Annotated in this window: 18 protein-coding genes and 3 pseudogenes; 11 read left to right on the top strand and 10 right to left on the bottom strand. The window is 75.0% G+C overall.

Annotation, left to right across the window (positions count from 1 at the left end):
- Positions 1 to 60: 60 nt before the first annotated feature.
- Together CNX65_RS17755 and CNX65_RS17750 are read right to left on the bottom strand one after the other, a co-directional pair.
- Entirely contained in the window at positions 61 to 2,565 is a 2,505-nt protein-coding gene (locus tag CNX65_RS17755) for a polynucleotide kinase-phosphatase (RefSeq protein WP_096494490.1), read from the bottom strand.
- Positions 2,565 to 3,932 carry a 3' terminal RNA ribose 2'-O-methyltransferase Hen1 gene (locus CNX65_RS17750; RefSeq protein ID WP_096494488.1) on the bottom strand — a complete coding sequence of 456 codons (1,368 nt, stop codon included), beginning with the start codon at positions 3,930 to 3,932 and terminating at the stop codon, positions 2,565 to 2,567. The genes CNX65_RS17755 and CNX65_RS17750 overlap by 1 nt, the downstream gene beginning before the upstream one ends.
- Before the next feature lie 99 nt (positions 3,933 to 4,031).
- Here CNX65_RS17750 and CNX65_RS17745 point away from each other — a divergent pair, with 99 nt between their 5' ends.
- Together CNX65_RS17745 and CNX65_RS17740 are read left to right on the top strand one after the other, a co-directional pair.
- On the top strand, positions 4,032 to 4,634 hold the full coding sequence (locus CNX65_RS17745) for a YdcF family protein (protein WP_096494486.1): 603 nt from the start codon (positions 4,032 to 4,034) through the stop codon (positions 4,632 to 4,634).
- Between the two features lie 145 nt (positions 4,635 to 4,779).
- Positions 4,780 to 5,280 carry a hypothetical protein gene (locus CNX65_RS17740; RefSeq protein WP_157767708.1) on the top strand — a complete coding sequence of 167 codons (501 nt, stop codon included), beginning with the start codon at positions 4,780 to 4,782 and terminating at the stop codon, positions 5,278 to 5,280.
- 43 nt (positions 5,281 to 5,323) lie between these two features.
- Here CNX65_RS17740 and CNX65_RS17735 read toward each other — a convergent pair whose 3' ends face one another.
- Positions 5,324 to 6,448 (bottom strand): erythromycin esterase family protein, encoded by a 1,125-nt coding sequence (locus CNX65_RS17735; protein WP_096494482.1) that lies wholly within the window; start codon positions 6,446 to 6,448, stop codon positions 5,324 to 5,326.
- 121 nt (positions 6,449 to 6,569) lie between these two features.
- Between CNX65_RS17735 and CNX65_RS17730 the strand changes: the two genes are divergently transcribed.
- Both CNX65_RS17730 and CNX65_RS17725 read left to right on the top strand, forming a co-directional pair.
- Positions 6,570 to 7,253 carry a MerR family transcriptional regulator gene (locus CNX65_RS17730; RefSeq protein ID WP_096494480.1) on the top strand — a complete coding sequence of 228 codons (684 nt, stop codon included), beginning with the start codon at positions 6,570 to 6,572 and terminating at the stop codon, positions 7,251 to 7,253.
- 213 nt (positions 7,254 to 7,466) lie between these two features.
- Positions 7,467 to 8,153 carry a hypothetical protein gene (locus tag CNX65_RS17725; protein ID WP_096494478.1) on the top strand — a complete coding sequence of 229 codons (687 nt, stop codon included), beginning with the start codon at positions 7,467 to 7,469 and terminating at the stop codon, positions 8,151 to 8,153.
- A 25-nt stretch (positions 8,154 to 8,178) separates the two neighbouring features.
- Here CNX65_RS17725 and CNX65_RS17720 read toward each other — a convergent pair whose 3' ends face one another.
- Positions 8,179 to 9,657, bottom strand: coding sequence for a cellulose binding domain-containing protein (locus tag CNX65_RS17720; RefSeq protein WP_096494476.1), 1,479 nt, complete (start codon positions 9,655 to 9,657; stop codon positions 8,179 to 8,181).
- Positions 9,658 to 9,735: 78 nt separating this feature from the next.
- Positions 9,736 to 10,741 (bottom strand): annotated as a pseudogene (locus tag CNX65_RS17715) (helix-turn-helix transcriptional regulator).
- A gap of 55 nt (positions 10,742 to 10,796) precedes the next feature.
- On the opposite strand from CNX65_RS17715, the pseudogene CNX65_RS38165 reads away from it, so the two are divergent.
- Positions 10,797 to 10,877: pseudogene (locus CNX65_RS38165) on the top strand (RidA family protein); the annotation flags it as partial.
- 3 nt (positions 10,878 to 10,880) lie between these two features.
- On the opposite strand, the gene CNX65_RS17710 reads toward CNX65_RS38165, so the two are convergent.
- Positions 10,881 to 11,375, bottom strand: coding sequence for an NUDIX domain-containing protein (locus CNX65_RS17710; protein ID WP_232519883.1), 495 nt, complete (start codon positions 11,373 to 11,375; stop codon positions 10,881 to 10,883).
- Positions 11,376 to 11,505: 130 nt separating this feature from the next.
- Between CNX65_RS17710 and CNX65_RS36230 the strand changes: the two genes are divergently transcribed.
- From CNX65_RS36230 to CNX65_RS17695, 3 genes are all read left to right on the top strand, one after another.
- Positions 11,506 to 11,985 (top strand): hypothetical protein, encoded by a 480-nt coding sequence (locus tag CNX65_RS36230; RefSeq protein ID WP_198320497.1) that lies wholly within the window; start codon positions 11,506 to 11,508, stop codon positions 11,983 to 11,985.
- Between the two features lie 352 nt (positions 11,986 to 12,337).
- Positions 12,338 to 13,153 carry an RNA ligase family protein gene (locus tag CNX65_RS17700; protein ID WP_096494474.1) on the top strand — a complete coding sequence of 272 codons (816 nt, stop codon included), beginning with the start codon at positions 12,338 to 12,340 and terminating at the stop codon, positions 13,151 to 13,153.
- Between the two features lie 151 nt (positions 13,154 to 13,304).
- Positions 13,305 to 13,679 (top strand): hypothetical protein, encoded by a 375-nt coding sequence (locus CNX65_RS17695; protein WP_198320496.1) that lies wholly within the window; start codon positions 13,305 to 13,307, stop codon positions 13,677 to 13,679.
- A 350-nt stretch (positions 13,680 to 14,029) separates the two neighbouring features.
- Here CNX65_RS17695 and CNX65_RS17690 read toward each other — a convergent pair whose 3' ends face one another.
- The gene (locus CNX65_RS17690) at positions 14,030 to 14,977 is read right to left on the bottom strand and encodes a quinone oxidoreductase family protein (RefSeq protein WP_096494470.1); all 948 of its coding nucleotides are present in this window, start codon (positions 14,975 to 14,977) and stop codon (positions 14,030 to 14,032) included.
- Between the two features lie 50 nt (positions 14,978 to 15,027).
- Between CNX65_RS17690 and CNX65_RS17685 the strand changes: the two genes are divergently transcribed.
- Positions 15,028 to 15,609: a TetR/AcrR family transcriptional regulator gene (locus tag CNX65_RS17685; protein ID WP_096494468.1), complete on the top strand. Its 582-nt coding sequence runs from the start codon at positions 15,028 to 15,030 to the stop codon at positions 15,607 to 15,609.
- Between the two features lie 156 nt (positions 15,610 to 15,765).
- Positions 15,766 to 15,984 (top strand): annotated as a pseudogene (locus CNX65_RS38365) (ester cyclase); the annotation flags it as partial.
- Positions 15,985 to 16,075: 91 nt separating this feature from the next.
- On the opposite strand, the gene CNX65_RS17675 reads toward CNX65_RS38365, so the two are convergent.
- The gene (locus CNX65_RS17675; protein WP_096494466.1) at positions 16,076 to 17,149 is read right to left on the bottom strand and encodes a winged helix DNA-binding domain-containing protein; all 1,074 of its coding nucleotides are present in this window, start codon (positions 17,147 to 17,149) and stop codon (positions 16,076 to 16,078) included.
- 1 nt (position 17,150) lies between these two features.
- Positions 17,151 to 18,176, bottom strand: coding sequence for an aldo/keto reductase (locus CNX65_RS17670; RefSeq protein WP_096494464.1), 1,026 nt, complete (start codon positions 18,174 to 18,176; stop codon positions 17,151 to 17,153).
- 64 nt (positions 18,177 to 18,240) lie between these two features.
- Between CNX65_RS17670 and CNX65_RS17665 the strand changes: the two genes are divergently transcribed.
- Positions 18,241 to 19,185, top strand: a complete 945-nt coding sequence (locus tag CNX65_RS17665; RefSeq protein WP_096494462.1) for a helix-turn-helix transcriptional regulator — start codon at positions 18,241 to 18,243, stop codon at positions 19,183 to 19,185.
- Here the strand turns inward: CNX65_RS17665 and CNX65_RS17660 are convergent.
- Positions 19,182 to 19,991 (bottom strand): alpha/beta hydrolase family esterase, encoded by an 810-nt coding sequence (locus CNX65_RS17660; RefSeq protein ID WP_096494460.1) that lies wholly within the window; start codon positions 19,989 to 19,991, stop codon positions 19,182 to 19,184. The two genes, CNX65_RS17665 and CNX65_RS17660, sit on opposite strands and share 4 nt — an antisense overlap.
- Positions 19,992 to 20,131: the final 140 nt, after the last annotated feature.

Below are 20,131 nucleotides of genomic sequence, written 5' to 3'. Positions count from 1 at the left end.
AGTATCGACCGGTGCGGCGGTCCGGCGGAACAGCGATTCCACCGGACCGCCGCACCCCGGTCACAGCCTCGGGTCGACCGGCTCCGACTCCATGGCCAGCACGGCGAACACGCACTCGTGCACCCGCCACAGCGGCTCCTCGCGCGCCACCCGCTCCAGCGCCTCCAGCCCCAGCGAGTACTCCATGACCGCGAGCGCCCGCTTGAGCCCGAGCCCGCGCTTGCGCAGCCGCTCCAGGTTCGCCGGTTCGGTGTAGTCGGGGCCGTAGATGATCCGCAGGTACTCGCGCCCGCGCACCTTCACCCCAGGCTGCACCGGCCCGCGCTCGCCGACCACGAGGTTGGCCAGCGGCTTGACGACCATGCCCTCGCCGCCGTCCGCGGTGATCGACTCCCACCAGCGCACGCCCGCCGCGACCTGCTCCTCGTCGCCGGTGTCGACGACCAGGTGCGCGGTGCGGTGGAACAGCTCGCCCTCCAGCCGCGCCAGCACGCCCAGGTGCCACAGGTGGTCCCGGTCGTGGAAGGTGCGCCCGCGCGCCGCCAGCACCTGGAACGGGGCCAGCTTCAGCCCGGCCAGGTCCTCGGTGGGCCAGCAGTAGCGGCTCCACGCCCTGCGGTAGCCCTCGGCGTTGGCGCGCCGCGACCGGGTGCGCTCCAGCAGCGCCCCCACGTCGACCCCGCGCCCGGCGGCGGCCTCCAGCGCGGACGTGGCCACGCCCAGCGACCCGGACGCCGCCGCGCCCACCGACGCGTACTGCTGCCGGATGAGCCCGCCCGCCTTGGCGTTCCACGGCATCAGCTCGCAGTCCAGCAGCAGCCAGTCGGTGTCCAGCTCCGCCCACAGCCCGGCGGCCGCCACCGCGTCGCGCACCCGCTCCAGCACCCGCCGCTCCAGGTCGCCGTCGAAGAACGGCCTGCCGGTGCGGGTGTGCACGACGCCCAGGTCGCCGGTGCTCCCGACGTCGCGGCGCACCAGCACCACGGCCCGCGACCCCATGTGCTTCTCCTCGCACACGACCTGCCGCACGCCCCAGCCCCGGTACTCGGCGAACGCCTCGTCCGGGTGCTCCAGCAGGCCCTCGCGCTTCGAGGTCGCCACCGGCGACATGGTCGGCGGCAGGTACAGCAGCCGCTGCGGGGCGACCGCGAACCGGCTCATCACCTCCAGCGCCGCCGCGGCCTGGTCGGCGCGCACCGAGATCCGCCCCCGGTGGGCGGTCTCGACGCCGCGCTTGCCGGTCACGTCGTCCAGGTCCAGCGCCCCCGCCTCCCGCTCCGGCGCGACGGGCTTGAGCGGCCGGACCGGCTCGTACCAGACCCGGTGGGCGGGCACGGCCACGACCTCGCGCTCGGGGTAGCGCAGCGCGGTCAGCTCGCCGCCGAACACCACGCCGGTGTCCAGGCACATCGTGTTGTTGACCCACTCGGCCCTCGGGGTGGGCGTGTGCCCGTAGAGCACGGTCGCCTTGCCCCGGTAGTCGTTGGCCCACGGGTAGCGCACCGGCAGGCCGTACTCGTCGGTCTCGCCGGTGGTGTCGCCGTACAGCGCGAACGAGCGCACCCGGCCGGACGCGCGGCCGTGGTAGTGCTCGGGCAGGCCGGCGTGCGCCACGACCAGGTCGCCGCCGTCGAGCACGTAGTGGGCGACGAGCCCGTCGCAGAACCGGGTGGCGGCCTTGCGGAACTCCTCGTCCTGCTCGCCGAGCTGCTCCAGCGACTCGGCCAGGCCGTGCGCGACCTTGACCTTGTGCCCGCGCAGGGCGCGCACCAGCTTGTGCTCGTGGTTGCCGCACACGCAGAACGCGTGCCCGGCCTCGACCATGCCCATGACCAGGCGCAGCACGCCCGGCGTGTCCGGTCCCCGGTCGACCAGGTCGCCGACGAACACCGCGCGCCTGCCCTCGGGCGGCAGCGCGTCCACCGGGCGGCCCCGCCCGTCGCGCACCAGCTCGTAGCCGAGGGCGACCAGCAGCTCCTCCAGCTCGGCGCGGCAGCCGTGCACGTCGCCGATCACGTCGAACGGGCCGCGCTCGTGCCGCAGGTCGTTGAGCAGCCGCTCCGGGACGATCACGGCCTCGTCCACGTCCTGCTGGGTGCGCAGCACGTGCACCCGGCGGAAGCCCTCGCGGCCGAGCCGGTTGACCGACTTGCGCAGGGCGGTGCGCTGGCGGCGCACCACGTGGTCGCCGAAGTCCCGGTCGGGGCGGGTGGCGTTGCGGGCCAGGCACACCGAGTCGGGGGTGTCGAGCACGATCGCGACGGGCAGCACGTCGTGCTCCTTGGCGACCGCGATCAGCCGCGCCCGGTCGGCGGGCTGCACGTTCGTGGCGTCCACGACCGTGGTGCGGCCCGCGGCCAGGCGCTTGCCCGCGACGTAGTACAGCGAGTCGAACGCCGCGCCGGACGCGGACTGGTCGTTCTCGTCGTCGGCGACCATGCCCCGGAAGAAGTCGCTGGAGAGCACCTGGGTGCGCTGGAAGTGCTTGAGCGCGAACGTGGACTTGCCGGAGCCGGAGGCCCCGACGAGCACGACCAGGCTCGGCTGGGGGATCGTCAGCTCCATCAGTCCTCGGTCCTCTCCAGGGTGAAGACGGCGGCCTGGGTGGGCGCGCCGCGCTCGGGGTCCTCGTCGCCGATCGGCAGGTAGCGGGTGGTGTAGCCGGTGCGCGCCGCCACGCCCTCGGCCCACTCGCGGAACTGCGCGCGGGTCCACTCGAACCGGTGGTCGGCGTGCCGCAGCGACCCGGCGGGCAGGGTCTCGAACAGCGGGTTGTACTCGACGTTCGGCGTGGTCACCAGCACCAGGCCGGGGCGGGCGCAGGCGAACACGGCGTGCTCCAGCGCGGGCAGCCGCTCCGGGTCGACGTGCTCGACGACCTCCATGAGCACGGCCGCGTCGAACCCGGTCAGGCCCCGGTCGACGTAGGTCAGCGCGCCCTGGCGCAGCTCGACGCGGGCGCGCTGCCGCTCGCCCATGCCGTCCAGGCGCAGCTTGCGGGCGGCCACGCGCAGGGCGTGCGCGGAGACGTCGACGCCGAGCACGCGGGTGAACTGCGGTTCGGCGATCAGCGGGCGCAGCAGCGCGCCGCTGCCGCAGCCCAGGTCGACGACGCTGCGCGCGCCCGCCTCCCGCAGCACGGAGATCACGGTCTCGCGGCGCAGGCCTGCGAGGGAGATCCGGGGCGGGGCGAGGGCGTTGTCCAGCTCCTCCGGCTCGACCTCCTCGGCCTCGGCCAGGCTGGAGAGCGAGGACAGCACCTCCTGCACCAGGGTCCTGCGGTTCAGCAGGTAGCGGCGGGTGATCAGCTCCCGGTCGGGGTGCTCGGGCAGCCAGCCCTCGCCGGCGCGCAGCAGCTTGGCGGCCTCGTCCTGGTCGACGTGGTAGTGCTTGTCGCCGTCCAGGACGGGCAGCAGCACGTACAGGTGGCGCAGCGCCTGGGACAGCAGCAGCTCGCCGGTCAGCACGACGCGCGCGTAGCGGGAGTCGCCGAGGTCCCCGCCCAGCGGCAGCACCTCGGCGTCGACCCACCAGCCCAGCGGCGTGAACAGCCGCTCGACCAGCCGGTGCGGCACGGCGGGCAGCTCCACGCGCAGCGGCAGCGGTTCGGCGGCCAGCTCGGGGCGGGCCTCGCAGCGGCCGTTCATGGCGGTGCGGAACACCGACCCGAGGGCGACGGCCATCAGCGAGCCGGAGGTGTAGGGGCGGTCGTTGACGTACTGGGTGAGCGTGCTGCCGTGACCGCGCACCAGGCCGACGGGGTCGACCTCCAGCAGCAGCGCGACCGTGCAGGCCCGCTCGTCCGCTCGAGGGTAGAAGACGTGGGCGGGGCCGGAGGAGGTGGTGAAGGTCTGCGCGCGGTCGGGGTGCTTGTGCAGCAGGAACCCGAGGTCGGTCGCGGGCGCGCGGGTGGTGGTCAACGTCAGCAGCACGCGGGGGAGTGTGTCCTATGGGGACTGGTCGGCGCAGGTGGTTTTCGGTGATCGCACCTGGGGCGCCCCCGGTGTCGCGGGGGCCGCTAGGTTGGCGCGGTGGTGCTGCGGAAGATCGGGGCCGGGATCGGGTTCGCGCTGGTCGGGGCGCTGGTGTGGGGCGAGGTGGAGCACTGGCGCGCGTCCCGCCGCAGGCTCGGCGCCGGGGTGGACGGCGGGGGTTCGGGCACGGCGGTGGTGGTGCTCGGCTACCGGAACGCGGGCGAGCGGCCGAACGCGGTGAACCGGTGGCGGGTGCGCGCGGGACTGCGCTCGCTGGACGGCGCGGGGTCGGTGCTGGTGGTGTGCGGGGGCCCGGTGGGCGGCGCGCGCCCGGAGGCGGACCTGCTGGCCGGGCACGCCAGGGCCCTCGGCTACCGGGGCCCGCTGCTGCGGGAGCCGCGCAGCCGCACGACCTGGGAGAACGTGCGCGAGGTCGGGCCGCTGCTGGAGGGCTTCGCCCGGATCAAGGTCGTGTCGAACCCGTTCCACGCCGAGAAGGCCCGCGAGTACCTGTGGCGCCAGCACCCGCACCTGGCGGCGCGGCTGGTGCGGGCGCGCGACCAGCGGGTCGGCGAGTGGCTGCTGCTCAAGCCGCTGCTGGCCGTGCGCGGTCGCCGCAGCCTGCGCCGCGTGGACGCGCGCGGCCAGCGGTGCGCCTGAACAGGCGTGCCCCATCGAGAGCAGCCCACCGCTCGTCCATCGGCGGGTGGCTTCCCAGACTCCGACACCCGTCGTGGCCGAGCGGCGCACTGTCGGTCCGACCGGGTTCGCCAGGGGGGCGACCGGTGGTCCGAGGGGGATTCGCATGAGCAGACGTGTGTTCCGCAGCATGGCGATCGTAGTCGCCGTCCTGGTGGCGCTGGTGGGGTTCGTGCCATCCGGCATGGCGGCGTCGGGCGTGGCCGCGGCAGGGGTGGCTGCAGCGGGTGACGCCCCGCCGAGGGGTGGGATCGTTGTGGTCCCCGTCGACACCTCGGCAGGGGCCGACTCCGCCGTCGAGCCGTTCGGCGCGAACTGCGGCGGGGTGCTCGACCCGTGCGGGATCGTGAACAACCGCACCAACAGGTCGCTGGAAGCCGCCAGGGATTCGAGCAGCCACACCTCGTGCTCGCTCTGGCCGGACAGCTCCACCCACCCGCGCAAGACGGTGGCCTCCGGCCGCAACTCCAACCAGTCGCCCGAGTACTTCAAGGACACCGACTGCTTCCGGTCGACCACCTGCTCGGTGTTCTACCTGGGCTGGCACTCGCCCGGTGAGTGGATCAGGATCTGGAGCTCGGTCTACATCTACGACCTCGGCTGCTGAGCGAGGTCGGGGCCGCGTGCGCGCGGCCCCGACCTCCGTTCGTTCACCCCTGCCCGATCTCCGGCAGGAACAGCACCGCGTCGTAGTCGCGCGGCGCGGCCGGGTCGAGGGGGAAGTAGCTCAGCTGCCGCTCCGACCCGCCGCGCTTGCGCGCCCCCGCCGACAGCTCCACGATCTCCTCCACCCCCACCAGCGCGGGCCGGTCGTAGCGCGCGGCCAGCCTGCCCTCCACGGTGTCCGCCTCCGGCTCCCCCAACCCCTGGTGCTCGGCGACGCCCACGGCGGTCGCGATCACCGCGTGCCTGCGCTCCGGCCGCGCGGCCAGCAGCGACCCCGCGCTCGGCCACCGGCTCACCGCGCCGCCCACCTCCCAGTCGATCGCCGAGGCGCGCAGGTGCTGGTTGTGCGCGAACACCAGCGTCGGGCCGCGCTCGGTCAGCGCGCGCAGGTTCTCCGCCATCACCGAGTCCCGGATGCCACCCAGCCGGGGGAACCGGTCGGGCCTGTCCTCCGCCATCGCCGCGTGGTAGGCCAGCAACCCCGACGCCACGCGCAACCCCAGCTCGACGTCCCACCGCTGCTCGGGCGTCCGGTCGGCGGCGCGCGCCGCGGCGTCCCAGCGCAGCTCCTCCACGACCACCCGCAGCGCGGCCACCCTCGGGTCGGACCCGATGGAGCGCGCCGGGGCCCGCGCGGCGGCGGGCTCCACCCACGGTTCGTCCGGGCCGAGCAGCTCGTCCACGTGCGCGGGCAGCGGGCCCTGCCAGGCCAGTTCGAGGGCCGCGCGGGGGCTGTCGGCGGCGGCCATCTCGGTGGGCGCGTCGAACCCGGCGAACCCGACCGGGTCGTGCGGGTGGGCGCGGTTGTGCGCGGCGAGCAGCCGCAGCAGCTCGGCGGACCCGGCGGCCTCGCCGAACCCGTGGCTGAACCCGTCGCGCAGCACCTCGGCCTCCTCGCCCGCGCCGGTGCGCACGTGCTCGTCGACGAGCCTGCCGCGCAGGCAGCAGCTCTCCACCGACACGGTCCGGTAGCCGTGGTCGGCGATCAACCGGCCGAACAGCTCGTTGCGCACCGCGGGCAGCGCGGGCTCGAAGTGCATCGCCTCGCCGAGCGCGAGCAACCGCGGCGCTCCGAGCAGCGCGGTGACGTCCAAGTCTTCGGGGAGCATGACGCCCTTCCTGGGGTGCGGTCTCAGTCCCCTTCGACGCTATCGTTGATGTGACAGTGTGGAGTTATGCCAAGAAAAAGCAGCTCAATACCCCAAAAACCTCAAACCGAGGAGAGGCCCGATGCGCACGGTCGACCTGGCGCGGGAGCACGACCTGTCCACCCAGGCGGTGCGCAACTACGAGGCGTCCGGCGCCCTCCCCGAGGCCGAACGAGCACCCTCCGGCCACCGCCGCTACACCGAGCGCCACGCCGCAGCGCTGCGCGCGTTCCTGGCCCTGGCGGCCGGTCACGGCCACGCCGTGGCCACCGAGATCATGGTCGCCGCGAACGAGGGCCACCTGGAGCGATCCCTGGACCTGATCGACCGGAGCCACGCCGCGCTCCTGGCGGACCGCGCCGCGCTGGACGCCGTGGCCGCAGCCCTGACCACCCTGACCACCACCCCGCCCCCGTCCCGCACCCCGCTCCCGGTGGGCGCGCTGGCCCACCGCCTGGGCGTCCGCCCGGCGACCCTGCGCCGCTGGGAGTCGGAGGGCCTGCTCACCCCGGCCCGCGACCACGCGGGCCACCGCGCCTACCACCCGGAGGACGTCCGCGACGCCCACCTGATCGCCCAGCTCCGCAAGGGCGGCCACCCCCTGGCGCTGATCGCCCCGCTCCTGGCCGACCTGCGCACCGGCACCCCGAACTCGGTGGCCGCCGCCCTCACCACCCGCAGAACCCGCCTGCACACCCGAGCCCGCGCAATGCTCACCGCCGCCGCCCGCCTGGACGCCTACCTGGCGGTTCAGGGCTCCCGGTAGGGGCCGCGGGCGTGGAGGTCCGGCGCGCCCCGCTCACCGGGCAGGCCCCTGGGCGTGTTTTTCGCAGCAGGCCCGTGACCAGCGCCGATGCCCACGTTTTTCACCCGGTTCAGTGACGCCTCGGGGGTCGTTCGGCAACCGCCGCCCGGCCGAACTGTCGGACCGCCTCCCTACTCTCCGCGCTGGGACGAACACGAGTGGGAGGAGCAGGGCGTGGCAGGGGGTTTCTTCACCGACGGGCAGGGGCGGGTCAGGCCGATCCGGGGCAAGGCCGGTGGCGCCGGGGCGACGGTGGCGGCGGGCGCGGTGGTGGTCGCGATGCTCTCCTCGGGGGCCGGTGGCGCCGGTGGCGCGGCAGCGGCGGGAGAGGTCGCAGCCGGGGAGGTCGGGCTGTCCTCCTCGCAGTTGCGAGCGGGCAAGACCGAGGGCAGGAAGTCGGCGCGCAGGGGCGACGCCGAGGGCGCCTGGCAGCGCTTCGGCCTGAGACAGGTCAAGCGGACCGCCCGCCAGCAGGGCGACTGCCTGCTGGCGTCCCACGGCCAGGTCCGCGACTTCTTCACCCGGCACCGCTGCACCGCCCTGGACCGCGTCCTGTTCGCCGTGGCCGACGCCGAGGGCCGCACGGCGGTGGTGTCCGTGGCCTGGGTGGGCCTGGCGGACGCCGGTCAGGCGCGCGAGTTCACCGCGCTCGTGGACGAGCACGGCACCGGCGACATCACCCCGCTGGGCGCGGGGCTGCTGGAGCTGGCGGACGTGGAGTTCACCGGGCTGCGGTACGGCAGCGAGCGGACGGGCGAGGAGGTGACGATCGCGGAGGTGGAGAACGCGGGCGCGGGCGGGTTCGACCACGAGACCCTGGACGCGCTGGCCGAGGTCGCCGCGCACCTGCCGAGGGTGTGACGGGCGGCGGCGGCCCCAGGGGTGGTCACCAGGTCAGCGGCAGGGTGGCGATGTAGTCGGTCAGCAGGGTCGACAGGAGCCTGTGGTCGGCGGTCGAGTAGTGCCAGTCGCAGCCGAGGCGGTCCAGGCGGGGGTCGTCGTGGTTCCAGAAGCGGACTCGGGTGTCGCCCTGGGCGTTGCGGTCGGTGACGACCTGCTGCGCGGTCTGGGCGAACAGGTTCGAGGCGTTGACCACGATGACCGTGTCGGGGCCGTAGGCGGCGCGGAGCTTGGTCAGGAAGCCCTGGTAGGCGGACTTGTAGGCGGTGATCAGGGTGTCGGCGGTCCAGGGTTCGCCGGGGTTGACGGGGGTGGAGAAGTCGTTGGTGCCCAGGCCTACCACGACGAGCTGGGGGCGCCAGGTCGGTGGGTTCTGCCAGGTGTCGTTCGGGTCGCTCTGCAGGCCTCGGGCGTAGGAGGTGCGGAAGTCGGTTCCGGGGTCGCCGCCGTTGTAGTTGCGGACCATGCCCCTGCCGGACTGGGCGTTGATCTGGTGGTCCGCGCCCAGCGCTCGGGCGGTCAGGGCGCCGAAGGTCAGGTCGGCGTTGGACTTGCGGTCGACGCCGGTGGCGGAGCAGTCGCGGCTGGTGGAGGTGTTGCCGTAGCCGGCGGTGAGGGAGTCGCCGATGAACTCGATCTGCCGGGCGCGCGGGGCGGGCTTGTCGAGGAGTTCGCCGCCGGGGGCGGCGGTGAAGCCGCCGAACTCGCCCGCGCTCCACGGGACCTCGGTGCGCTTGACCACGCGCACGGTGTGCACGGCGTTGGCCAGGCCCTGGACCTGGTGGGTGACGCGGCCGGGGGTGACGAGGGTGGCCACGGTGGCGCCGTCGATCTGGACGTCGTAGTCGTTGAGCGCGTCGTTGAGGGTGACGCCCACGCCGGTGCCCCGGAAGCGGCCCTCGAAGGCGGTGCCCGGCCAGGTGTAGCGGGCGGCGCCCGCCGACTGCCTGACCCGGCCGACGGTGTGCGCCTTGGCCAGCGCGTCCTGCGGCGGCACGCCCGTGGTCGTGGTGGTCGTGGTGGTCGGCGTGGTGGAGCCGGTGCAGGTGGCGCCGTTGAGGGCGAACTCCTGCGGGACCGGGTTGGCGCCGGTCCAGGAGCCGGTGAAGCCGAACGAGGTGCTCGCGCCGGTGGCCAGCGAGCCGTTCCAGCCCGCGTTGTCGGCCCTGACCTGCGCCCCGGTCTGGGCCGCGACCGCGCCCCACGCCTGGGTCACCGACTGGCCCGCGCCGAACGACCAGGTCAGCCGCCACGTGGTGACCGGGTCGCCGAGGTTGGTGACGCCGACGTCCGCGGTGAAGCCGTCCGACCACTGGCTGGAGACCCGGTAGTCCACCCGGCAGCCCGCGGCGGCCCGCGCGGGGGAGGGGACGGCGGCGAGGGTGATGGCGGCTGCCAAGGCGGTGACGACGCCCAGCGCGGCGGCGGGGCGTAAGCCGGGGGAGTCGGGGGTGCGCGGGATCATCGTCGGTCCTGTCTGCGAGGCGTGCGGGAGTGCCCCGACATCGGCGGCCCCGTCGAGGACGATGTACCTGATCGGAATCTAGGGGCTGGTTTTCCGGGTGGTCAAGGCATCCGCGGCCGGTGGTGCGGCGTAGCGGGCGGCCAGCGCGGTGGCGCGGGCGCGCAGGTGGTCGCGCAGCCACGGCGGGACAGCACCTGCGCGTCCTCGGCCAGGTGCCACAGCGCCCACTCCGCGTGCCTGCGGTCCTGGTGGACGACCTCCAGGCACGGCCAGGGGTGCGCGTCGCAGGCGCAGGCGCGCACGGCCGTCGCGGTGCCCGCCAGTTCCCCCCTGCGCGACGGGGACACCCGCGCCAGCACGGTGACCTGCGCCGACTCCGGGGTGAAGCGGGCGCGGCGCTCGCGCCACACCCGGTCCAGGTCGACCCGCGCCGGGCGGATCGCGGGTTCGGGCAGCGCCTCGGCGGCTAGGACGCGGGACAGGCGGTAGGTGCGGTCCCCGCCGTCGCGCGTCGCCAGCAGGTAGGTGCGCTCGCCTGCGGTGACCAGGCCGATCGGGTCGACCACGCGCCAACCCGGCTCCCGGTCGGGCGGCGCGCAGCGGATGCGCAGCCTGCGCCCGGCCACCACCGCCCGGCGCACCTCGGCCAGGACGGTGTCGGGCGCGCTGTCCGAGGTGAGGGGGCGGGAGAGCAGGTCGGTGGCGGGGGACGCGAGCAGACGGGTCGCGGCGTCGTGCGCGGTGCCGCGGTGGGGTTCGGGGTGGGGTTCGGGGAGGGCGTCGGCGACCTTGCGCAGGGCCGCGCCAGCGCCGGGCCCAGGCCGAACGAGCCGCCGCCCGCCAGCAGCGCCAGCGCCTCGTCGTGGTTCAGGCCGGTCAGCTCGGCGCGGAAGCCGGGCAGCAGCGCGAACCCGCCGTGCCGCCCGCGCTCGGCGCAGATCGGCACGCCCGCCGCCGACAGGGCCTCCACGTCGCGCAGCACCGTGCGCGTGGACACCTCCAGCTCGCGGACCGGCGCCGTCGCGGACATCCGGCCCCGGCCGCGCAGCAGCAGGACCAGCGAGACCAACCGGTCAGCTCGCACGCCCGGAATCCTGCCAGCAATACCTGACAGGAGGTGTCGTGGTTCGCGGGCAGGCATGGGCTTCAACCAGCGCGAGGTGGTCTCCGGGCACTCCCGGACCCTCTACTGCTCCGGGCAGACCGCGACCGGGGCGGACCGCTCACGCCACCCGCTCGCCCACCTCGCACAACGCGGTCCCGCCACCGTCAACGACCTGCAGCGCCACCGCGATCCGCCCCGCCAACCAGGGCCGCACCAGCTCCCGCGCCCGCTCCAGCGGGTACAGCCCGGTCGACAGCAGCTCCCCGTCCGGGAAGTCCGCCGAGGCCAGGTCCGACTCCTCCACCAGCCCGCCGTCGAAGACGAACGCCACCGTCTCCGGCCGCCGGTCGCGCGCCGGGTGGAAGTCCACCACCAGCAACCTGCCCACCGGCCGCGTCCACCCCAGCTCCTCGGCCAGCTCGCGCGAGGCCGCCGCCCACGGCGACTCGTCCACCTCGACGGCCCCGCCGGGGATCTCCCAGTCCGCCTTGTACGACGGCTCGACCAGCAGCACCCGACCGGCCCGGTCCCGGAAGAGCACACCCGCCGCCAGGTGCTTGCCCAGCATGCCCGCCAGGCCCGGCGGCCTGCCCTCGGGGTGGGGTTCGATCACCACGCCACGCTATCGGCCGCGACGCCGCCCTGTCCGCACCCTTCACCGCTGCGGCGCAATCCGAACGCCCCTCGGCTAGGTTCGCCCCACGCCCCCGGCGCGGTGGAGGGCGCGATGACCGGGAGGGCCTGTGCGGGACGGTTTCTTCACGCGGGCAGCGCGCCAGGCGCACCCGGTGGACCTGATGTGCCGCTACCTGCTGCACGGTTCGGTCGAGCGGGTCCCCGACCTGCTGGTCGACCCGCTGGCGCTGTCGTTCGAGCACCTCAGCGGGCACGTCCGCGCGCGGGACCACTGGAGTCACGGCGACGCGGACACGTTCTCGCTGCACCTGCGGCGGAAGGTCCGGGGGAGGACGTGCGGCCTGGAGTTCAGGCTCGCCTTCGTCGCGGGCGAGCCCTACGCGGACGCGGTCATCCCGTTCGGCGCACCCGTCGACCTGCGCCGCTTCCTGCGCCACTTCCGGGGCCGCCACGTCCCGGCGGGGGGGCCGAGTGGGACTTCGACGTCCACACCGACGCGCGCGACCTGCGCGAGGGCGTCGTGCTGTTCGCCAACCGCCGCGAGGTCTGGTTCCAGCTCAACCGAGGACCGGTCACGGCAGGTCTGAGCAAGCCGGTCCCCCGGGCCCGCGGCCTGCTGGTGACCGGCCGCTTGCAGGGCAACCTGTTCGGGACGAGCACCGCGCTGAGCGCGGGGAGCGCGATGTTCCCCGACCGCTGGGACGCCGTCGGGGACGCCTCACCGGGGGCGCGTGCGTACCGGCGGCACCTGGCCGGGTTGCGGGACCCCCTCCCGCTCCGGGTCGGACGGCGGGTGCGGCCTGGGTTCGACCCGAGGGCGCGACGGCGCACCACACGCTGACCGCAGCCAGTGAGCGGACCGCGCAGCCGTTCTCAGCTGCGCATATTTTCTGTTATGCCAATTGACACAACAGCTCGGCCGCAGCTACCGTCCCCGCCGTGGACGACAAGCCGAAGGGCCCCGGCCGACCGCGCAAGGACCCGGCCGCCCCGGCGCGCTGGACGCCGCCGGACGGCTGGTCGCGGCTGGTCGCCTGGATCTCCCCGGAGGAGAAGAAGGCGCTCAAGCACGTCGCCGTCGACGCCGGGGTGTCGGTGGCCGACCTGGTGCGCTCGCTCGCGGCGGGCCTGGCGGCCGGGGCGATCTCGCACGAGGAGCTCACCGGACAGGTGGTCAGGGGGAAGCAGGTCATGGAGAAGATCCCGACGCTCTTCGAGCGGGACGAGCGGTTCCAGGTGGTGGACCGGCCGCGCGCCGAGTGCGCCTGGGTGTTCGAGGGCGGGGGCGTGGGCACCGAGAAGCTCGACGGGACCAACGTGCGGCTGACCGTGCGCTCCGGGCACCTGGTGCGGGTGGAGAAGCGGCGCAACCCGAGCAAGGAGCAGAAGCAGCGGGGCGTGGTGGACGGCTGGTACGTCGACACCGACGCCGCGTCCCCGCAGGACAGGTGGGTGCTGGCCGCCGCCGAGGGCACCGACGTGTCCGGCTGGCCGGACGGCGAGCACCCGTGCGAGGCGCTCGGCCCGCGCATCCAGGGCAACCCGCTCGGACTGGACGCGCACCTGTGCGTGCCGTTCGACACCGCCGCCCCCGTGCTGACCGACGCCCCGCGCGGGTACGCCGAGCTGCGCGACTACCTGGCCGGGCTGGACAGCGCGTTCGCGCCTGGGCACCTGGCCGAGGGCATCGTGTTCCACCACCCGGACGGGCGACGGGCCAAGATCAAGCGCAAGGACTTCCCGCCCGCCGCGTGACGGCCGGTGCGCGTGAAGTCGGCCACCTCACCACGAATTGGGCGCATATGCTCCTTTCGGAGGGTAGGCCGGACGGCGGTACCGCTGTACTGTCCCCCAGGTCGAAGGACTTGATCTTGAAGACTCGTCCGGGGAACTCAAGGGGGATCTCGTGGTGAAGTTCGCTCAGCGGGCGGCGGCAGTGGCCGCCGGAACGGTTCTCGTGCTGGCCGCCAGCACCCACGCCGCCTCGGCGGCGGAGCACGGGCAGACCCCGCCGGACGGCGGCGGTTCCGGGTACGTGTCGCACACGCACCAGTACCTGCGCGTGTGCGACACCTCGGCGAACGACCGCGGTGTGCGCATCGAGTACACGGTGGGCGGCTCGGGGACCGTGTACAAGCTCGGCGATTCCAACGGGGCGAAGAAGGGGTGCGGCACCAGGAGCGTCGGTCCCCGCGAGGTGATCAGCTTCCGGGTGTGCAGCAGCAAGACCGGCGGCGGCGACAGCAAGTGCCGGGCCTGGGAGTGGATCGGGGCCGCTTAGGAGCTCCCGACGACCGGGGCGCCACCGGTCCGCGTGGAACCTTCCGCCCTCCCCGGTCCTGCCGGGGAGGGCGTTCCCATCTCCGCCGCGCGGGTGTCGTCCAGGAACGTCCAGGAGTGTCCGAACGGCCCCCTCGCGCGAGCCGGGGTGCGCTGGACTGTGCCCGACACCGCAGCCGGGACTCCTGGGGGAATCCGCTGGGGGAGGGCCGGGGCGGCGCGCACCGGGGGGAGGCGCGCCGTCCCGGCCGTGGCGGGACCGGCCCGCGCTACCGGGAGGGGACGCCGGGCGGGCCGGGGGCGGGGTGGGGCGGGCCCCGCGCCGGGGACCTCCACCCCGCCCCCGCCGCTCTACGGGAGCAGCAGCAGCTTCCCGGTGGTCGCCCGCGACCCCAGGTCCGCGTGCGCCCTGGCCGCCTCCGCCAGGGGGTAGCGCCCGCCGATCCGCACCGCCAGCTCACCGCGCTCGACCATGCCGAACAGCTCCCCCGCGTGCGCCTCCAGCTCGCCGGGCCCGCTGATGTGGTCCTCCACCGACGAGTAGGTCACGCGCACGCTGCGCGGCAGCTCACTCATCCGCACGGTCGGCACGTCGTCGATCAGCGGCCCGTAGTAGACCAGCGTGCCGTGCCTGCGCAGCACCCGCAGCGACGCCTCGAACGTGCTGCCGCCCGCGCCGTCGAACACCGCGTGCACGCCGCCGGTCAGCTCCAGCACCGCCTCGGCGAACCCGCCCCCGGTCGACACCAGCACGTGGTCCGCGCCCGCCGCGCGCACCACCCCGACCTTCTCCTCCCGCGACACCAGCCCGACGACGGTGGCCCCGCGCGCCTTGGCCAGCTGCACCAGCAGCAGCCCGACGCCACCGGCGGCGGCGTGCACGAGCACCACCTCACCGGCCTGCGTCGGGTGGGACACGGTGGCGAAGTGGTGCGCGGACAGCCCCTGGAGCACCAGCGCGGCGGCCGTCTCCTCGCCCACGCCGTCGGGGAGCGCCACCAGCTTCGACTCCGGCAGCACGGCGCGCGTGGCGTAGCTGCCGTGGTCCAGCGTCATCCAGGCCACGCGGTCGCCGGGCGCGAACCCGCGCACGTCCGCCCCCACCTCGGCCACCACGCCCGCGCCCTCCATGCCGGGCACCTCGGCGGCGCCCTGCGCGCGGATGGCGGTGTCCATGAAGTTCACGCCCGCCGCGCGCACGTCCACCAGCACCTCGCCCGGTCCGGGACGCGGGTCCGGCCGCTCGCGCAGCGCCAGCACCTCGGGTCCACCGGGCTTCTCGATCACGATCGCTCTCATGCCGGTGACGGTATTTTCGGCAAAATGTACCCACAAGTACAGTCCTGGGGGTGATCACCGCGAAGGGCGCAGCGACCCGCAGGCGCATCGTCGAGGCCGCCGCCGAGGAGGTCAGGGAGCGCGGCGCGAGCGCCACCACCCTGGACGACGTGTGCGGGCGCAGCCGCACCGGCAAGAGCCAGGTCTTCCACTACTTCCCGGACGGCAAGGAGCAGCTGCTGCTGGCCGTGGCCGAGCTGGAGGCCGAGCGGGTCTTCGAGGACCAGCAGCCGTACCTGAGCGAGCTGACCTCGCGCGCGGCGTGGCTGGCGTGGCGCGACCTGGTGGTCGAGCGGTACCGCGACCAGGGGGTGCACTGCCCGCTGGTGGTGCTGATCGCCGAGGTGGGCAGGTTCAGCGAGCGGTCGCGAGCGGTCACGGCGGGGCTGCTGCGGCGGTGGCAGGCGTGCGTGCGCGAGGGCGTGGTGGCCACCCAGGCGGCGGGCGAGGCCGATCCGGGCCTGGACCCGGACCGGATGGCGGCGGCGGTGATCGCGGCGGTGCAGGGCGGGGTGACGGTGCTGCTGTCGACCGGGTCGGCGGAGCACCTGGAGGCGGGGATGGACCTGTGCCTGGAGCGGCTGCTGCGCTGAGGGCTACCGCGTGACCGCGCAGCTCGCGGACGCCTCGCGCGCGTTCCCGGCGGCGGAGCGGCGGGCGGCGTCGCGGACTGCCGGGGCGAGGAGCCGACCACGCGGCGGGCACGTGCACGAGCCGGGGCCGCCGCGCACCACCCCGCCGATCCGCACGTGCCGGAACGCCGCGAAGCGCACCGCCCACGACCCGCCCGCGCGCAGGCCGGGGTCGGCGCGGTGCCCGACCTGCGCTGGGAGCTGCGCGAGGTGGTGGTCGACGGCGACCGGATCGCCGCCAGGCTGACCGACGCGGGAACGCCGGTGAAGGAGTGGCTCGGCGTGGCGCCCACCGGGGCGTCGTTCGAGATCGCCGAGCACGCCCTCCACCGGGTGCGCGACGGGCGGTTCAGCCACCTGGCGAACCTCCAGGACGTCGAGGCGCTCAGGGCGCAGCCGGGCGCCTGCCCCGCGGGCGGGTGGCGGTTCAGCCCACCGCCACCCGCCCGCCACCGGTCAGGAACCCCGCCAGCCGCTCGCCCTCCGCCACGACCTCGTCGACCTCGGCCCCCGTCAGCTCGCGCAGCGGCGCCACCCGCACCACGTCCTCGGCCACCCGCCAGGTCGCGGTGACCCGCCCGTCCACCAGCACCACCCGCTCCCCGGCCACCGACAGCCCCTTGTGCGCGTCGTCGATGATCCGGCTCCGGTCCTGGTAGCCCAGGATCGCGTTGTCGAACGCGGGCAGGTACCGCACCGGCGCGGGCACGTCGCCGTCCGGCCTGGGGGCGCCCGGCAGGTCCAGCAGCTCGCGACCGCGCTCGTCGCGGAACGACACCAGCTCCTCGCGCACCGCCGCCACGGCGGCGGGCAGCCCGGCCAGGCCGCTCCACATCCGCAGGTCGCCCGAGCTCGCCGGGCCGTGCGCGGCCAGGTAGCGGCGCACCAGCTCGCGGCCGACCGGGTCGTCGGCGTCCAGGGGGTCGGGTTCGCGGCCGAGCCAGTCAGCGAGCAGCGCGTTGCGCACCCCGCCCCTCGCCCGCCACAGCCCGCGCGGCGGCGTCTGGGCCACCGGCACGAGCGCGGCGATCACCATCTCGCCCAGCGCCCTGGCCGCCACCGACGGCCACCGCCCGGCCAGCGCGCGCACCACCTCCGCCGCGCTCCTCGGCTCCCCCGCCAGCGCCTCCCGCCCGGCGGCGGCCAGCTCGTCCAGGTCGACGCCCGCCAGGTCCGCCCGGTACACCCCGAGCACCTTCTGGCGCAGCATGTCGGCGTGCCGCGACCGCCACGCCAGCACGTCCTCCGAGGTCACCAGGTGCACGGTCCGCCGCATCAGGTGCACCCGCACCGCGCGCCTGCCGGTGACCAGGTCGTCCAGCGAGGCGGGCGCGAAGTCCCGCAGCCGCGACCACAGGCCGGTGAACGGCTCCTGCGGCTCCTGCGCCTGCATCCCGCACAGGTGCGACACCGCGCCCCACGCGTCCAGGTCGGCGCGCTCCAGCAGCAACTGCCTGGCGAGGGTGGCGCGGTTGAGCTCGCGGGTGGTCAGCACGGTCACGTCAGGCCGCCGCGCGCTCGTCGAGCGGACGCCTGCGCAGCGCCGGGACGGTCACCTCGGGCGGGGAGAACGCCACGTCGATCGGCCCGAGGTCCACGCCCGGCGGGACGATCCCGTCGATCTTGTCGAGCAGGTCGTCGTCCAGGACGGCGCCCGCGCCCGCGATCAGGTCCGCCAGTTGCTCGGGGGTGCGCGGGCCGATGATCGCCGAGGTCACCGCCGGGTGGGCGGTGGCGAACGCCATCGCCAGGTGCGCCAGCGGCAGTCCGGCCTCGCGGGCCAGGGGGATCAGGCGCTCGACGGCGTCGAGCTTGCGCTCGTCGGTCAGGTGCCGGGGGACCCAGCGCATCCGGCCGGGGTTCATCGGCGTGCCCCGGCGGTAGCGGCCGGTGAGCAGGCCGGACGCGAGCGGGCTCCACACCAGCACGCCCAGCCCGTACCGCCGGCAGGTGGGCAGCACCTCGCGCTCGACGCCCCGGTCGAGGATCGAGTACGGGGGCTGCTCGGTGCGGTACCGGTGCAGGCCGCGCCGCTCGGCGGTCCACTGGGCCTCCACGATCCGCGACGCGGGCAGGCTCGACGTGCCGATGGCGCGGACCTTGCCCGCGCGCACCAGGTCGGTGAGCGCGGACAGGGTCTCCTCGTCGTCGGTCGACGGGTCGGGGTGGTGCACCTGGTAGAGGTCGACGTGGTCGACGGCGAGCCTGCGCAGCGAGTCCTCCACGGCGGTGATGATCCAGCGCCGCGAGCTTCCCCGCCGGTTGGGGTCGTCCCCCATCGGGCCGTTGCCCTTGGTGGCGAGCACGACGTCGTCCCGCCTGCCCCGGATGGCCCGGCCGACGACCCGCTCGGACTCCCCGCCGCCGTACACGTCGGCGGTGTCGATGAAGTTGATGCCCGCGTCCAGGGCGTGGCGGACCATGCCCTCGCACTCGTCCAGGTCGGTGTTGCCCGCGCCGAACATCATGGTGCCCAGGCAGTAGGGGCTCACCCGGATCCCGGTCCTGCCCAGCTCTCGCGTCCTCATGCGGCACAGCGTGTCGCGGGAAGAGGACAGCTTGTGTCCGCTACCGGGGTGGATACTGCCGGACGTGCAGAAGACCTCCGCGCGGTTGCTGTCGTTGCTGTCCCTGCTCCAGGCGCGGCGCGACTGGCCGGGCGCGCTGCTGGCCGAGCGGCTGGACGTCAGCTCGCGCACGGTGCGGCGCGACGTCGACCGGTTGCGGGAGCTGGGCTACCCGATCGCGGCGGTCAAGGGCCCCGACGGCGGGTACCGCCTCGACGCCGGGACGCAGATGCCGCCGCTGCTGTTCGACGACGAGCAGGCCGTGGCGCTGGCGGTCGCGCTGCGGGTGGCGGCGACCAGCGGGGCCGGGGTGGAGGAGGCGGCGGTGCGGGCGCTGGCGACGGTGCGGCAGGTGCTGCCCGCGCGGCTGCGGCACCGGGTGGACGCGCTGCAGGTCACGGCGCTGGAACGGCCGGGGGCGGTGCGGGTGGGCGGGGAGGTGCTGGTGGCGCTGAGCGCGGCGGTGCGGGCGCGGGAGGTGCTGCGGTTCGACTACGCGGGCTCCGACGGCCCGCCCCGGCGGGCGGAGCCGCACCACCTGGTCGCGGCGGGCGGGCGCTGGTACCTGGTGGCGTGGGACCTGGACCGCGAGGACTGGCGCACCTTCCGCGCCGACCGGATCACCCCGCGCGTGCCCACCGGCCCCCGCTTCGCCGCGCGCGAGGCGCCGGGCGGGGACGTGGCGGCGTTCGTGCGGGGCCGGTTCCGGGGGTCGGCGGACGGGGAGTGGCCGTGCCGGGGCGAGGTGCTGCTGGACCTGCCCGCCTCGGAGGTGGCGGCGCACGTCGGGGACGCGGTGGTGGAGGAGGTGGGGCCGGGGCGGTGCCGGGTGGTGGCGGGGTCGTGGTCGTGGGTGGGGTTGGCGGCGTCGGTGCTGCGGTTCGACGCTGACGTGGAGGTGGTGGGGCCGCCGGAGTTGGCGGCTGCGTTCGCGCTGCTCGCGCGGCGCAGCGCGGACGCCGCCGGTTAGCGGGCGAACAGCGCGCGGGCCAGGTCGGCGGTGGTGACGTCCCGGTTGGTCGAGCCCAGCACGAACGGGGCCTTCTTCGGGCCGGGGATGGTGTGGCCGGCGCCGTGGGCGGTGAGCAGGGTGACCGGGGGCTTGCCGGGCTGGGTGTGGACGGTGCGCTCGGCGTTGCCGGTCCTCGTGCTGGTCGGGGCGGTGGTGATGCCGTTGTGCCGCGCGAAGTAGGCGGCGGTGGCGGGGGCGGAGAGGTTGTCGCCGTCGACCTTGAACAGCGCCCGCGCCCACGGCTTCAGCTCACCGCCGTTGTAGGGGACGATGCGGTCGCGGGTGCCGTTGACCAGCAGCAACGGGGTGGGCGCGGGTGGGGTGGGGACGGTGAAGTTGTCGCTGGTCGGCATGGTCGCGCCGATGGCGACCGCTGCGGTCAGCAGGCCGGGGCGCTCGTGCAGCAGGCGGAACACGAACTGGCCGCCGTTGGAGTAGCCGATCGCGTGGACCCGGTCGGGGGCGTGGCGGGCGATGACGGCCTCGGTGAACGCCACGTCGTCGACGTCCTCGACGCGGGCGGGGAAGCGGCTGCCGCGGCGGGCGTCGTTCCAGTTGCCCTTGTGGCCGTCCAGGTAGGCGACGGCGGCGCCACCGGCGGCCAGGGCGTCGAAGGCCCGGCCGGTGAACGCGCGGTGCTTCTCGGCGGTCTGCTTGGAGCCGTGGAAGACCAGGACCAGGTCGGTGATCGGGCCCGCCGGGGTGACCAGGGTGTAGGTGCGGGTGCGGCCTGCGGCGTCGACCTGGGCGCGGGTGACGGTCATGGGTGGCTCCGGAGCGGATTATGTGGATAAGGAATCCGTTTCACCGTAGCACACGTGCGGATGAGCTATCCGCTTGCCCGCCGCGCTCGGAAGTGCCCGCGAACCGCCCGCCAAGGCCCCCGTGAACCCGCTGACCCCGA

The organism is Actinosynnema pretiosum, assembly GCF_002354875.1.
In the GTDB taxonomy this organism is placed as follows: Bacteria; Actinomycetota; Actinomycetes; order Mycobacteriales; family Pseudonocardiaceae; genus Actinosynnema; species Actinosynnema auranticum.
This window is presented reverse-complemented; position numbering and strand designations above follow the sequence as displayed.

What these genes read in the sequence shown, in the direction of transcription:
- CNX65_RS17730 (WP_096494480.1), top strand. Translation starts at nt 6,570, where the DNA reads ATGCGCACGGTCGACCTGGCGCGGGAGCACGACCTGTCCACCCAGGCG.
- CNX65_RS17735 (WP_096494482.1), bottom strand. Translation starts at nt 6,448, where the DNA reads ATGCTCCCCGAAGACTTGGACGTCACCGCGCTGCTCGGAGCGCCGCGG.
- CNX65_RS17755 (WP_096494490.1), bottom strand. Translation starts at nt 2,565, where the DNA reads ATGGAGCTGACGATCCCCCAGCCGAGCCTGGTCGTGCTCGTCGGGGCC.
- CNX65_RS17740 (WP_157767708.1), top strand. Translation starts at nt 4,780, where the DNA reads ATGAGCAGACGTGTGTTCCGCAGCATGGCGATCGTAGTCGCCGTCCTG.
- CNX65_RS17690 (WP_096494470.1), bottom strand. Translation starts at nt 14,977, where the DNA reads ATGAGAGCGATCGTGATCGAGAAGCCCGGTGGACCCGAGGTGCTGGCG.
- CNX65_RS17660 (WP_096494460.1), bottom strand. Translation starts at nt 19,991, where the DNA reads ATGACCGTCACCCGCGCCCAGGTCGACGCCGCAGGCCGCACCCGCACC.
- CNX65_RS17720 (WP_096494476.1), bottom strand. Translation starts at nt 9,657, where the DNA reads ATGATCCCGCGCACCCCCGACTCCCCCGGCTTACGCCCCGCCGCCGCG.
- CNX65_RS17670 (WP_096494464.1), bottom strand. Translation starts at nt 18,176, where the DNA reads ATGAGGACGCGAGAGCTGGGCAGGACCGGGATCCGGGTGAGCCCCTAC.